Origin of the sequence: Methylobacterium sp. HMF5984, assembly GCF_045033435.1 — a bacterium.
Lineage (GTDB): Bacteria > Pseudomonadota > Alphaproteobacteria > Rhizobiales > Beijerinckiaceae > Methylobacterium.
The window spans coordinates 893,915-907,316 of sequence record NZ_JBJFLN010000001.1 but is presented as its reverse complement, the minus strand read 5'-3'; the positions used below and the strand labels follow the sequence as shown (position 1 = coordinate 907,316).

Below are 13,402 nucleotides of genomic sequence, written 5' to 3'. Positions count from 1 at the left end.
GCGCATCAGGCGGCGGCCTTTCGCCCGAGGAACCGGAACTGCAGGGCGCAGAGGACGATGACGCCGGCCATCAGCACCACGGATTGCGCGGAGGACGAGCCGACGTTCGCGTTGACGACGCCGTCGAGGTACACCTTGAGGACGAGCGTCTGGGTCGACTGGCCGGGCCCTCCGCCGTTCACCGCGTAGACGGTCGCGAAGGTGTCGAAGGCCGCGTAGACGAGGTCGACCACGAGCAGGAAGTAGACGGTCGGCATCAGCAGCGGCAGGACGATGGTGCGGAACCGGCGGACGCCGCGGGCGCCGTCGATGCGGGCCGCCTCGATGATCGTCTTCGGGATGGCCTGGAGGCCCGCCAGGAAGAAGATGAAGTTGTAGCTGACCTGTTTCCACGCGGCGGCCAGAATTACGAGCCCCATGGCCTGCGTGCCGTCGAGCTTGTAGTCCCAGGCGATCCCGATCCGGTTCAGCCACGCCCCGACGAGACCGATCTGCGGGTGGAACATCAGCACCCACAGCACGGCCGCCATGGCCGGCGCTACCGCGTAGGGCCAGATCAGCATCGTGCGGTAGAAGGCGCGCCCCCGAATCTCGGTATCGGCCAGGACCGCGAGCCCGAGCGCCACGCCCATCGCGATCCCGGTCACGCAGGCGCAGAACACCAGCGTCCGCCCGATCGCGGCGAGGTAGAGCGGATCGCCGAACAGGTCGACGAAGTTGTCGAGACCGACGATTTCCGTGCTGGTGCCGAAGGCGTCCTCGCGCTCCAGGCTCGATTTGATCGCCTGGATGGCCGGCCACAGGAAGAAGACGCCGGTCAGCACCAGTTGCGGCAGGATCAGCAGCGCCGGGAGCACCCGGCCCGGGAACAGCGTCCGTCGTTCCATCTCACGCGTGCCTTCCGCCGGTCCGCCGCGTCAGCCGCGCGCGGATTTCTGGAAGTCGCGCAGGACGCGGTTCCCGCGCGCGGCGGCGGCGTCCATCGCCGATTGCGCCGTCTGCTGGCCCTGGAGCGCCTTCTCGATCTCCTCGTAAAGGATCGCGCGGATCTCCGGCAGGCGGCCGAGGCGCAGGCCGCGCGAGTTCGGGGTCAGCTCCCCGCGGGAGAGCTGCCGCGCCGGCACGTCGGTGCCGGGATTTTTGTCGAAGTAGCCCGCCTGCTTCGTGGCCGCGTAGCCCGCGACCGTCACCGGAACGTAGCCGGTGTTCTGGGCGTAGAGGGCAACCTGCTCGGGCTTCGCGATGAAAGCGTAGAAGGCCGCGACGCCCTTGTATTCGGCCTCGCTGCGCTTCGGCGCCGTCATCGCCCACAGGCTGGCGCCGCCGATGATGGAGTTGTTCGGGCGCGGATTCAGCGCCGGCTCGTCGGCAGGAAGGCCTCGGCGTAACGGAACTTGGCGTTCTTGACGATGTCGGCACGGCCCGAGGACGAGCCGAAGCCGATCGCGGCCTGCCCGGAATAGAAGACCGCATCGGGCGCGCCGTCGCGGCCGGCGTACTTGAAGGCGCCGTCCTTCGACAGGTCCAGGAAGCGCTGGAGCTGGTCGACGAACGGCTTGGTGTTGATGAGCAGTTCCGCGCCGAGGCCGTCGTAGCCGTCGTTCTCGGTGGCGTAGGCGAGGTTCTGGATCGCGGCGTATTCCTCGAACTGGATCCAGGTCATCCAGGCGGAGGTGCTGGCGATGGGCGTGGCCGCCTTGGAGGCGAGGGTGCGGGCCGCCTTGGCGAAGTCGTCGTAGGTGGCCGGCGGCGCGTCCGGGTCGAGCCCCGCCTTCTCGAAGGCGTCGCGGTTGTACCACATGACCGCCGTCGAGGAGTTGAAGGGCATCGAGGCGAGCTTGCCGTCGGCCAAGCTGTAGTATCCCCGCACGCCTGGGATGTAGGCCTTGGGATCGAGTGCGAGCCCGGTCTCCTCCGCCAGCTTCCAGGCCGGCTTGATGGCGGCGCCAGCCTGCAGCATCGTGCCCGTGCCGACCTCGAAGATCTGGACGACGTGCGGCGCCCTGCCGGCGCGGTAGGCCGCGATCGCCGCCGTCAGCGTCTCGGGATAGGTGCCCTTGAACACCGCCTCGAGGGTGACATCGGACTGGCTCGCGTTGAAGTCGCGCGTCAGCCGCTCGACCTCCTCGCCGTTCGCGCCCGACATCGCATGCCAGAGCACGATGCGCGTCCTGTCGCCGGCGGAGACGGAGGCCGACGGGCGAAGCGCAGCCCACGCGGCAAGACCGCCGACGCCGGCCAACAGGACGCGACGATCCATCCGAAACCCTCCCCGTCGGCGGAACCGCCCTGCCCGTTGTCCTCGGGCTTGAGATGCGATCCCACGGCACCCGCACCGGACGGCGCGACGCTCATGCCTTCATCATGCACGGACCGACCAGCGGAATAAAGCGCCACGCCGTGCGGTCCCGCGATTTGGCTTCAGGCGTCGGAGGAGCCATCCCCGCTTCGCGCGCCTCGTGGTCGTTTTGCCGGCTTCGCCGCCCCGCCGGAGGCGCCGTCGGCTCGCCTTGCATCGCAGCACTCGCTTACGGCGTTCGATGGCTTTCGCCGCTGTATGCGGCTGGAGCGCGATCACGCCCTCGGGCATCGACGCGGTGATCGGGGTCAACCTCAGCGACCGTTCACGCCGGATCGCGCGCGGGAAACCAGTTGCCGTGGAAGCCCGGCGGGATCCGGTGCCCGAGGTGGATCGTGGCGACGGGCGGCGCCTCGAACGCGCGCGCATCGAGAACGACGAAGTCGGTCGTGTCGCGCGCCGTGTCGACGACGAGCCCGATCAGCCATCCCTCGTCCTCGCCGGCCTCCGGCCGCGCCGGCACGAAGACGAACTCCCCCGGGACGCGGCCGGTACCGAATTCGTGCACGCGCCGCGCCCCGCGCGCCAGATCGTGCTTGTAGATCTGCGTCGCGCCTTCGAGCTGCGTGTTGCCGTCGGCGGGGACCGAGACCGCGTAGACGTAGCGGTGGGGTCGCCCGAAGCGGCGCTCGTCGATCCGCGGAAACTCCTGCGCCGCCGGATCAACCACCCGCCGGTCGACCCGCTCCGTCGCGGGGTCGACGGTCCAGCGCTCCAGCCGGCCCGGCCTGTCGAGGCCGCCGCCTGCCGAGGCGAACACGCTCTCGTAGGCGACGACGTCGAGGACCACCCGCCCGTCCGCGTCGTCGTAGGCGTTGGCGACGTGGAACACGAAGCATGGATCGAGGGCGCACCATGTGATGTCGGCGGCCGTCCCGTGCCGGGGGAGCAGGCCGAGGCGCGCGCGGTGGGCAGGGTTCCAGCGGAACGGGAAGCGGTGGCCGGCCAGCACCGCCCGCATCGAGAAGGTAAGGGGCAGGTCCAGCACCACCGCGAAGCGCGCCGTGATCGCGCAATCGTGGATGCAGGGGCCGTGCTCGACCGGGATCGAGACGTCGCGCACGACGCGGCCGGCGGGCGAGACGACGACGTGGCGCACGCTGTCCCAGATCCGTCCGTCGTAGGCGATGGCATGCGTCTCGCCGGTCTCGGGGTCGCGGTGCGGATGCCCGGTGAAGGAGCCGGCGAGCGTCCCCTCGAACGGATCGTAAAGCTGCGTCTCCAGATCCTCGGACAGCGCGACCGGATAGCTGCCGGCCTCGACCAGGGCGAAGGCGCGGCCGCCGATCTCGACGACGTTGGTGTTGACGGTGTCGTCGCCCCGGCGCGGTCCGGGGGCGGCGGGCCGGCCGAGCGCCGCCGAGGCCGCCCGCGAGCCGATCCAGCGGTTGCGGTACCACAGGGCCTTGCCGCCCGCGACGCGGAGGCCGTGCACCATGCCGTCGCCCAGGAACCAATCGTGGCCGCGCGTCGTCGGGCGGGCCGGGTTGGCGCCCATCTTGAGGTAGCGCCCGTCGAGCCCCGATGGGATCGTCCCGGTCACGGGCAGGTCCCGCAGCGTCAGCTCCGCGCGCATCGGCGCGTGGACGCCGACCACGAAGGGGTGCGCCGTCCCCGGCAGGCGCAGCCGGTTGCCGGCCGCCACCAGCGCGACGAGCCCCTCGGCGGCGGCGCGGACGGTCGACGTGAGACGGTTCGGCATCGGTCGAGGGGTTCCAAGGGCGGTGCGGGGACGAGAGCCGTGATGAACCGTGACGGATGCGCCGGGTCGCGACCGCACGCGCGCCTTGAGCGGGATCGAGAACCGACATAGGGCCGAGGGGCTTCCTCCGGCAATGCGATCGCCGCCCCGACGCGGAGAACCGATGATGCGCCTCGCCCGCCTGCTCCGCGCCGCAGCCCTCCCGATGGCCCTGGCGACGGCCGGCCCGGCACCCTCTGGAACCGTGTCGGAGACATCGCCCTGGGCCGACTGCCTAGGCAGGATCGCCGCCGACGCCCAGGCCCGCGGGGTGCCGCCGGCCTGGGCGGACGGGCAGCTCGTCGGCTTGACGCCCAACCCGGACGTGCTGGCGGCGACCCGCGGCCAAGCCGAGTTCGTCAAGCCGATCTGGGCCTACCTCGACGCCACGATCACCGAGGCGACCATCGCCGAAGGGCAGCGCAAGCTCGAGGAATGGGCCGCGGTCCTCGAGGCGATCGAGCGGCGCACCGGCGTCGACCGCTTCACCCTCGTGGCCTTCTGGGGCGTCGAGTCGGGCTACGGCAAAGTCCTCGACGACGCCGCGATCGTCCGTCCGGTGGTGCAATCGCTCGCGACGCTGGCCTGCGGCGATCCAGGCCGACCGGGCTACTGGCGCGACGAGCTCGTCGAGGCGCTTCGGATCCTCGCGCAAGGGGATGTGCCGCCCGCGCGCCTGACCGGCTCCTGGGCCGGCGCCATGGGGCATACCCAGTTCATGCCGAGCGTCTACCGCGCCCACGCCGTGGATTTCGACGGCGACGGCCGGCGCGACCTCTGGTCGGTGCCCGATGCCCTTGCTTCGACGGCGAACTACCTCGTCGCCATGGGCTGGCGCGGCAACGAGCCCTGGGGCGGCGAAGCCGTGCTGGGAGAAAGCTTCGACTACGCGCTGGCGGACGAGACCACCCCGCGCAGCCTCGACGCTTGGCGCGCGCTCGGCGCGACGCCCGTCCCCGATCGCAAAGCGGACGGCGTCGCGCAGGCCACCCTCGTCGTCCCCGCGGGCGCGGGCGGCCCGGCCTTCCTGCTGCGGCCGAACTTCTCGGTGATCCTGCGCTACAACACGTCGCTGTCCTACGCGCTCACCGTCGCGCACCTGTCGGACCGCCTTCGCGGGCAGGCCGCTTTCGCCCGCGACTGGCCCCGTGGCGACCGCGTCCTGACCGAAGGCGAGCGCCGCGACCTTCAGATCGGCCTGGACGCGCACGGCCACACGGCCGGCGCCGTGGACGGCCGGATCGGTCCGAAGACGCGGGCCGCGATCCGCGCCTACCAGGCCTCGACCGGCCTCCGTCCGGACGGCTATGCCGACGTCGCCCTGCTGGAGCGGCTGCGGACGTCGCCCTGACGTCCGGCGCCGGCGGGCGTGGACGACGGTCCGTATTCGCGCCGGCCCGCGATCGGATCACCGGGGCATCCCCCTCGCTGGAGCAGGCTCTAGGCGCGCAGGCGACGGGCCGCGCCCGGCGCCGCGGCGGATGTCGGCTCCCTGGACCCGGCGCTCGCATGATCGGGCGACGTCCGGACGTCGCCCGCCTCCTGGACCATCGCCGCGGCAAGAAGGCGTGCGCGCTCGGCCCAGCGGTCCCGTTCCGCCCGCAGGGCGTCCATCTGGTCCTGGTGCAAGGCCAGCGCGACCTCAAGCGCGTCGATCTCCGTCCGAAGCTCGCTCGTCCGTTGCCGCTCGCGCGCCAGGGCGGTCTTGAGCACGGACAAGGCAGCGTCCGCCGCGCCGCCCGCCGAGCCCGTCGCGTCGCCTCCCGGGCGGGCGCGCGGGCCGACGACCGCGATCGGGCCGGCCAGGACCGCGTCGGGCGCCGGCGGGATCCGGGGGGCCGCATCCTCTCGCCGAAGCTGCGCGATCTCCGTTCGCAGCTGCTCGACATCGAGGCCCGTTGCGGGCATATCCTCGGACGGCGAAGCGATCGGCGCGGGTGCCGGCACCCGCTCCTCCTCCAGCACGAGCCCGTGCAGCATCGCGAACACGGCGTCGCCGTCCAGGCGCGAGAGGTCGAAGCCGCTCTCGGCCGCCAGCTGGCTGAATTGCGCCTGTCCCCCGGCGGACTGGCCGACGAAGGCCATCGACCAGTTCGCGAAGCCGCGCTTCTCGGCCGGCCCGCATTGGAGGACCGTCACGTCGCCGTGCCGATCGTCGCACTGGATCCGCTCGAACGTCTCCTCGACCTCGCGGCGCGGTCCCTCCAGAACCTGGGCGAACGCCCCCGCATTGAACATCAGCGCGCCGGTCACGTCCGACTCGACGTTGTTCCGTTGCGACGCCGCGAGGATCTGCGTGATCGATGCCGTCATCTCGGCCTCCGATCCCTTCAGCAGGTTCTTGCTCGCGTAGACCAGGCGATAGAGTTCGCTCATCAGAGACTATCCGGGACTGGGGTAGATCACGCGTGCGGCGGGTAGCTCGCGAGGAAGGTCATGAGGTCGTCGGCCGGTATCGGCCTGCTGATGAGATAGCCCTGCACGTCGGTGCAGCCCTCTTCGCGGATGCGCTGCATCTGCTCCGGCGTCTCGACGCCTTCGGCGACCGTCGTCATGCCCAGGCTCTTGCCGAGGCCCGCGATGGCCCTGATGATTGCGTCGCCGTCCGGCTTGCTCGACAGGTCCTTCACGAAGGAGCGGTCGATCTTGATCTTGTCGAAGGGGAACGAGCGCAGGTAGCTCAGGGAGGAGTAGCCCGTGCCGAAATCATCCATCGACACGCGGACGCCGAGCTCGCGCAGCCGATGCAGCGTCCGCAGCGTCTTCTCGTTCTCCTGAAGCAGCACGCCCTCGGTGATCTCGACCTCCAGGCGCCGGGCGGGCAAGCCCGAGCCGGCAAGCGCCGACATGATCGTCTCGACCAGGCGGTCGCTCTTGAACTGGGCCGGGGACACGTTCACGGCCACCGCCATGTGCGCCGGCCAGTGCATCGCGTCGCGGCAGGCCTGCCGGATGACCCAGTCGCCGATCGGCACGATCAGGCCGATCTCCTCGGCCAGCGGGATGAAGTCCAGTGGTGAGACCGCCCCGCGCTCGGGATGCTTCCAGCGGATCAGGGCCTCGCAGCCGATCAGCCGATCGCCGTCGAGCTGCATCTGCGGCTGGTAGTGCAGCTGGAACTCGCGGCGGGCGAGCGCCTGACGCATGTCGAGCTCCAGCCGGCGGCGCGCCTGCATGCGCGCGTCCATCTCGGGCTCGAAGAAGCGGTACGTGCCGCGTCCGTCGACCTTGGCCCGGTAGAGGGCCAGGTCGGCGTTCTTCAGGAGCGTCTCGGAGGCGTCCCCGTCGTTGGGCGCCAACGCGACGCCGACGCTGGCCCCGATCGTCAGGAGATGCCCGTCGATCATGTAGGTTCGGCCGATCAGGTCGACGAGGCGCCGAGCCAGGGCCTGCGTGTCGCTGGCCTCGCGGATGCCTGCCTGCACGATGATGAACTCGTCGCCGCCGATCCGGGCGACGGTGTCGGTGGGCCGCACGGCCGAGCGCAGTCGATCGGCGACCTTCTTCAGGAGCGCGTCGCCGAACGGGTGGCCGAGCGTGTCGTTGACGGGCTTGAAGCGATCGAGGTCGACGAGGAGAAGCGCGCACTTCTCGCCGTTGCGATGGAGGCGCACGAGGGCCTCGGAGAGTCGTTCCTGCAGGAGCAGGCGGTTCGGCAAGCCGGTGAGCGGATCCTGGCGTGCCGCCTCGTCGGCGCGCGCCTCGCTGGCTTTGCGCGCGCTGACGTCCTCGATCGTCGCGATCCAACCCTGTTCCTCTGCAGGATTCAGCTCGACCTGCAGCGTGAGCCCCTGATCCCTGACCTCGAACGAAACGGCCGTGCGACGATCGCGTCCCTGGCGCAAGGATCGGAAGACCTCGCGCCTCGGTTTCGCAGTCCCGGCGCACAGGGCGCGAAGCAACGGCCTGGCACCCGGTTCGCGCGAAGGCGGCAGGAAGTTGGTCAGCAGGCGCTCGGCCGGCGCATTCGAGACGATCACGCGCCCCGCATCGTCGATCATCAGCAGCCCGTGCCGGATCACGTCGAGATAGCGCGCCCAGGTGTGGGAGGGGGCGCCCGCGTTCGGCCGCAGGCTCCGCGGCGTCTCGCACCGGGCAGCGCCAAGGTAGTGCCGTTCAGCGCTCATGGCACATCGGACCCGATCTCAGGCCGCCCAGCGAGCGTGCCGAATGGAAGCACTTATTTATAGAGGTAGAATTCTTAATTAGAGGCTACACTGGGCGTTGAATTCGCGCTCTCAAGTTGCAATCAGCCGCCATTCGAACCTGTCGCCACCGCGCAGGTCGACGGCCTTGGCTGCCATGGTATCGGCAGCAACGGACTGGCGGCAAAGCCGACGCCCTCCGGCAGCGGTTCATCGGGAGCCGGTAGGTCGAACTTGGATCGACTGTCGAACGCAGGCATCCGGCACCTGAGGCGACGCCGGATACCGGGGTCGACACGCACGGACTTGATGTTCCCGGCGGCGTGCAAGGTGGTCGCACGCCGGCATCCGCAGCTGCCAAACTCGCAAATTCTGCGCGATCCACCGCGGTGACGGGGGAAACGGACCGCTGCCGGAACGGCAGAAAACGGATGTCCGCTTCCGGGGTAAAGCGTCGATCCCGTCCGACGTTTGGCCTTGAACCAGACGTTCGATTCGAGCTCGAAGCGTCAACGGCCGCCTCTGCGTCCCGGCAGCGCCGGCAAGGGCCGTCTCGGGCCAGGTGGCTCGCGGAGCCGCCTGGATAACCACCCTGGCGGTCTCGACTGTCCCCTGCCGGCGGAAGACTGCCGAAGACCTCAGCCGGAGGACCAAACCATCTCGACCATCAGTCCCCCCTCGGCGGCCTCGCCGAATGCCATCCGGGCACCGGCTGCCTCGGCTACGTCGCGGGCGATCGCCAACCCGAAACCGGTGCCCGGTCGGCTTTCGTCCCAGCGCACCCCACGGCCCAGCCCGGCCAGGGCCGTGGGGTCCATCCCCGGCCCATCGTCGCTGACCGACAAGCGGCCTCCCGCCCCGTCCGGCGTCCCGGTGACGCGCACACGCCGGTGTGCCCACTTGCGCGCGTTGTCGAGCAGGTTGCCCAGAACCTCCATCAGCTCGCCCTCGTCGCCCGGGTAAGACAGATCGGCAGGGACAGATACGTCCCAGACCAGTGAGTCGCCCTCGGGAAGCCGCCGCATCGTGGCGATGAGCCTGTCCACGACCGCCGCCACGCCACAGGATCTGCGACGCAGGTCCCGAGCACCCGCGAGGCGCGCTCGAGACAGCGTGCGCTCGACCTGACCGCCCATCGCCTGTGTCTGTTCCGCGATCTGCTGCGCCACAACCGGTTCCGTTGCGGAGAGCCTGCGCATCAGGGCGTCGATGACGGCCAACGGCGTCTTCAGTCCGTGTGCCATGTCCGCCGCGCCGGCCTCCGCTCGCTTGAGCGCCCGTTCCTGTGCGTCGAGCAACGAATTGAGGTCGGCCACGAGCGGACGAACCTCGTCCGGGAAGACGTCCGGGAGGCGTTCGCGCGTTCCGGCATGCACCGCGGCAAGGCTCGCGCGCAACGTTCGAAATGGCGTCAGCGCGCGATGGACGAAGACCGCCATCGCCAGGGTCAGCACAACGAACAGCGCGGCGAGCGACGGCATAAGAAGGCGCAGGAACGTCGACCGGCTCGCGGCCAGTCCACGCCGATCCTCGGCGACGGTGACCCGCAACCGTGTCGCCGTTCCACCGGCCCCATCGATCTCGACCGGTCGCGATAGGGACAGGAGCCGCCCCCCATCCGGTCCCGTCGCATCGGCGACCATCGGCGCATCACCCGTGTCCAGGCCCGACGATTCGAGCCTCTTGTCCCAAAGCGAGCGCGATCGCAGGGACCGCCGGTCCGGCGTCTCGACCTGCCAGTACAGGCCGCCATAGGGTGTGGCGAACCGCGGATCCGGCGGCTCGCGCGACAGGGTCGGGGCACCGTCCGAAGCCAGTCCGACGCGCCCGGCGATGAGCTTGGCCGAGCGGTCGAGCTCGTCGGCCGTTCGGGCGTCCAGCACGCGGTCGAAGATGATCGTCAGGCCGAAGCCGGCCAGCAGCAGAGCGAGGCTGATCAAGGCGGCGCCGGTGATCCCGAGGCGCAGGCGCAGGGAGTCCGCCCTCAACGGCCAGGCGCCTTCGGTTGGTCGGCGGGGACGAGGTACCCCTGGCCGCGCCGGGTCTCGATCATTCCCGGCCCGAGCTTGCGTCGCAACCGCGTCAACAGCGCCTCGAGTGCGTTGGCCTCGCGGTCGCTTCCGACGCCGTGGAGGTGGTCGAGAAGTTCGCCGGCCGGAACCACCTGTCCCTGCTGGTGCATAAGGAAAGCGAGCAGGCGGTACTCCAACGCGGTCAGGTCGATCTCGCGACCGGCGACGCTGACGGCCCGGGTGCGCGTATCGAGCTCAACGGCGCCGGCGCGCAGCACCGGCGAAGCGTGGCCGGCGGTGCGCCGCAGGATTGCGCGCAGCCGCGCTGCGAGCTCTTCCATTCGAAATGGCTTGGCGAGGTAGTCGTCGGCGCCTGCGTCGATGCCCTCCACGCGCTCCCGCCAGCCATCGCGCGCGGTGAGGATCAGCACGGGGACCATCGTGCCGGCCGCGCGCAGGCGGCGGAGCACGCCGAGGCCATCGAGGCGCGGCAGGCCCAAGTCCAGCACCATCGCGTCGTAGGTCTCGGTCTCGGCGCGGAACCACGCGGCCTCGCCATCCGCGACGACGTCCACAACGTAGCCGGCACGCTCCAGGCCAGCGCTCACGTCCGCGGCGATGCGGGGCTCGTCCTCGACGACTAGCACCCGCATCGGACGCGTTTCCATGTCAGGTCAGTCATCGTCGTCCCTGTCGATGATCTGCAGCGACTGCGCATCGACCTTCACGTCGCGTCGTTTGCTGTCCGCGCCGAGGATACGCAGCTTGTACAACCAGTGCCCGTCGTGGTGCTTCAGGTCGAGGGCCACGACGTCGCCGGGCACGGCAGCACGGGCGGCGCGCAGGACCTCGTCGAGCGGACGGATCTCGCCGCGTTCGAGGGCGCGACGGGCCCGGTCGGCGTCGTCGTCCGCGCGCGCAGGGACCATCCGGACGAGACCTGAGCAAAGGGCGGCAACGAGAAGGATGCGGAGGATCGGCATGGACACTGGCACCATGGGTGGGTCAACCTGACGGGAGGCTGACGGGCTCCGTCAGGCCGGCGGGTTCAGGATCCGCCAGAACGCTCCGCAGATCCCTCGTTCGCGGAGCCGCACGGCCATGTCCATCATCATCGGCATCCTTCTGACCGTCGTGGCGGCGATTGCCGGCACGATCCTGTGCCCGCCGCCGGCCACAAGACATCAACCCCCGGCCCGGGTCCCGGACAACCGCGTCTTGACGCTGGCCCTGGCCACTTGTCTCGCCATCGCGGGGAAACCGGCGTTGGCTGGGGAGCCGGCGACGGGGCATGCCTCGCTGATCAACGGGACCACCCTCACGATCGACGGCGGATCCGTCACGCTGTTCGGCATCGTGATGCCCGCACCGGATGCGACGTGTTGGGACGCCCACGAGGTTCCCTACGCGTGCGGCCGCCAAGTCCGCGAGAAGATGATCGCACGCATCGGGACGGCGGAGCCGATTTGCGAGCGGCACGATCGCCCAGACAGCGGTTCCGCCGAGGCGACGTGCCGAATCGGTGACGAGGACCTCGGCGATTGGATGATCGCCAACGGTTACGCGATGCCCGCCCGCGACGCGCCGGCATCCTACAGGCGGGCGAGCGACCGGGCCTGGGGGCGTCGTGCCGGCTTGTGGGCCGGAGTGTTCGACGATCCGACGGACTGACGGCAGGGCGGGCGATAGGGCGTATCCGATAGACGAACGGCGCCGCTCTAGGTGCGTGCAGTTGCCATGACGTGCCCGCCGGCGACCGGCGAAATCGCCGTGCGGTCAGGCTGCACGGCGGCCTGACCCATTCGCGATGGCGGGTCGCGGTGCACCACGCGGGGGCCGGGAAACGTCCGCCGCGGGGGCGATCGTCAGTTCGCCGAGGCGGTCCGCGGAGCGGCCTCCTCTCCGGCGACGCGGACGACGTCCCCGCTCGCCAGGAACTCCTGAGGATTGTCGATCAGCCGTTCGGCGGTGGTCACGCCCGCGCGCACCTCGACCTCGTTGCCGAGGTTCCGCCCGAGCGTCACGGGCTTCAGCGCGATCCGGTGGTCGTCGCCCACCTGCGCCACTTGCGTGCCGTTGCGGTCGAACACCAGCGCGGTGGCGGGCACGCGCAACGTCCCCGGGTCCGAGGGCACGTGGAATCGCACCTCCACGAACGCCCCCGGCCAGAGCTTGCCTTCCGGGTTGTCGGCCTGGAGCTCCACGAGACCCTTTCGGGAATCCTCCGCGATGGCGTTCGCGGTCGAGGTCACCTCCGCGTCGAACGCCGCCTCCTGCCCCGGCACGCGCAGGGAGGCCTTCAACCCCGGCTTCATCACGGCGAGGAAGGCCTGCGGCACGTTCACGTAGGCGCGCACCCGGTGGAGATCCGAGACCCGGTAGAGCGGCCGTCCCGAGGTTCCCCCCGCCGTGAGCAGGTCGCCGATGTCGACGTTGCGCGCGGTCACGACCCCGTCGAAGGGTGCCCGGACCTCCTTGAACCGCGTCAGTTCCTCCAGGCGCCCGACATTGGCCTGCTGGGCGACGATGTTCGCCTTGGCCACCGATAGGGCCGCCGTGCGCGAGGCCGCGGTGAAGCGGTCGGTGTCGCCGCGCTCCTCGCTCGACCAGCCCTGCGTGACCAAGCGGGCGGTGCGCTTGTTGGTGGCCGCGCTGAGATCGGCGTTCGCCTGAGCCTGGTCGACCGCCGCCTGAAGCTGAACAAGGGTGGCGCGCGCCTCGGCGAGTTGCTGGTCGAGGTCGGGCGCCGAGATCTCGGCCAGGACCTCGTCCTTGCGCACGCGGGCGCCGATATCCCGATGCCAGGCCGTGACGTAGCCGCTGGCGCGGGCATACAGCGTCCCGGTGTAGAAGGCGCTCAGCGACCCGGGCAAGGTCAGGTCCTCGTCCATGGGCCCGCGCCGGGCGTGCACCACCCGAACGGTGGGCACGGCCTGCCGTTCGGTCCAGCTCTCGACCTCTTGCATCCCCTTCGCACGGTCACTGATGCCGACCCAGGCCAGCGCCGCGGCGCCGATGGCCACGCCCGCCAGCAGCGCGCCGACCCGGCGCCCCGACCGCGTGCGGGGCGACGCGACTGCGGGCTCGGCGCTCGCGTGCGCGGCGTCGTCGGATTTGGCGTGTTGGGTTGGGTGCATGCGGGATC

At 70.5% G+C, this 13,402-nt stretch carries 12 protein-coding genes; 2 read left to right on the top strand and 10 right to left on the bottom strand.

The genetic code is table 11. The features are described from left to right. Positions 1 to 5: 5 nt before the first annotated feature. The 4 genes from ACFZ8E_RS04325 to ACFZ8E_RS04310 form a co-directional block, all read right to left on the bottom strand. Positions 6 to 887: an ABC transporter permease subunit gene (locus tag ACFZ8E_RS04325; protein ID WP_405042104.1), complete on the bottom strand. Its 882-nt coding sequence runs from the start codon at positions 885 to 887 to the stop codon at positions 6 to 8. 30 nt (positions 888 to 917) lie between these two features. Beyond that, entirely contained in the window at positions 918 to 1,304 is a 387-nt protein-coding gene (locus ACFZ8E_RS04320) for a hypothetical protein (protein ID WP_405042103.1), read from the bottom strand. Positions 1,305 to 1,351: 47 nt separating this feature from the next. Then, positions 1,352 to 2,260, bottom strand: a complete 909-nt coding sequence (locus ACFZ8E_RS04315; RefSeq protein ID WP_405042102.1) for an extracellular solute-binding protein — start codon at positions 2,258 to 2,260, stop codon at positions 1,352 to 1,354. A 364-nt stretch (positions 2,261 to 2,624) separates the two neighbouring features. Further along, positions 2,625 to 4,061, bottom strand: a complete 1,437-nt coding sequence (locus ACFZ8E_RS04310; protein WP_405042101.1) for a carotenoid oxygenase family protein — start codon at positions 4,059 to 4,061, stop codon at positions 2,625 to 2,627. Positions 4,062 to 4,224: 163 nt separating this feature from the next. Between ACFZ8E_RS04310 and ACFZ8E_RS04305 the strand changes: the two genes are divergently transcribed. Next, positions 4,225 to 5,451: a lytic murein transglycosylase gene (locus tag ACFZ8E_RS04305; protein ID WP_405042100.1), complete on the top strand. Its 1,227-nt coding sequence runs from the start codon at positions 4,225 to 4,227 to the stop codon at positions 5,449 to 5,451. An 89-nt stretch (positions 5,452 to 5,540) separates the two neighbouring features. Here ACFZ8E_RS04305 and ACFZ8E_RS04300 read toward each other — a convergent pair whose 3' ends face one another. From ACFZ8E_RS04300 to ACFZ8E_RS04280, 5 genes are all read right to left on the bottom strand, one after another. Next, a complete protein-coding gene (locus ACFZ8E_RS04300) occupies positions 5,541 to 6,476 on the bottom strand; it encodes a BLUF domain-containing protein (protein ID WP_405042099.1) in 936 nt (311 codons plus the stop codon). Between the two features lie 26 nt (positions 6,477 to 6,502). Continuing rightward, the gene (locus ACFZ8E_RS04295; RefSeq protein ID WP_405042098.1) at positions 6,503 to 8,227 is read right to left on the bottom strand and encodes a putative bifunctional diguanylate cyclase/phosphodiesterase; all 1,725 of its coding nucleotides are present in this window, start codon (positions 8,225 to 8,227) and stop codon (positions 6,503 to 6,505) included. A gap of 656 nt (positions 8,228 to 8,883) precedes the next feature. Then, positions 8,884 to 10,233 carry a sensor histidine kinase gene (locus tag ACFZ8E_RS04290; protein ID WP_405042097.1) on the bottom strand — a complete coding sequence of 450 codons (1,350 nt, stop codon included), beginning with the start codon at positions 10,231 to 10,233 and terminating at the stop codon, positions 8,884 to 8,886. Next, entirely contained in the window at positions 10,230 to 10,910 is a 681-nt protein-coding gene (locus ACFZ8E_RS04285) for a response regulator transcription factor (RefSeq protein WP_147843851.1), read from the bottom strand. Before ACFZ8E_RS04285 ends, ACFZ8E_RS04290 begins: the two co-directional genes overlap by 4 nt. Before the next feature lie 21 nt (positions 10,911 to 10,931). After that, a complete protein-coding gene (locus ACFZ8E_RS04280; RefSeq protein ID WP_187274690.1) occupies positions 10,932 to 11,240 on the bottom strand; it encodes a PepSY domain-containing protein in 309 nt (102 codons plus the stop codon). A 118-nt stretch (positions 11,241 to 11,358) separates the two neighbouring features. Between ACFZ8E_RS04280 and ACFZ8E_RS04275 the strand changes: the two genes are divergently transcribed. After that, positions 11,359 to 11,928, top strand: a complete 570-nt coding sequence (locus ACFZ8E_RS04275; protein ID WP_243936727.1) for a thermonuclease family protein — start codon at positions 11,359 to 11,361, stop codon at positions 11,926 to 11,928. 194 nt (positions 11,929 to 12,122) lie between these two features. Here the strand turns inward: ACFZ8E_RS04275 and ACFZ8E_RS04270 are convergent, their stop codons facing one another. Beyond that, complete coding sequence (locus tag ACFZ8E_RS04270; RefSeq protein WP_243946048.1) at positions 12,123 to 13,394, bottom strand: efflux RND transporter periplasmic adaptor subunit; 1,272 nt, start codon at positions 13,392 to 13,394, stop codon at positions 12,123 to 12,125. Positions 13,395 to 13,402 lie beyond the last annotated feature (8 nt).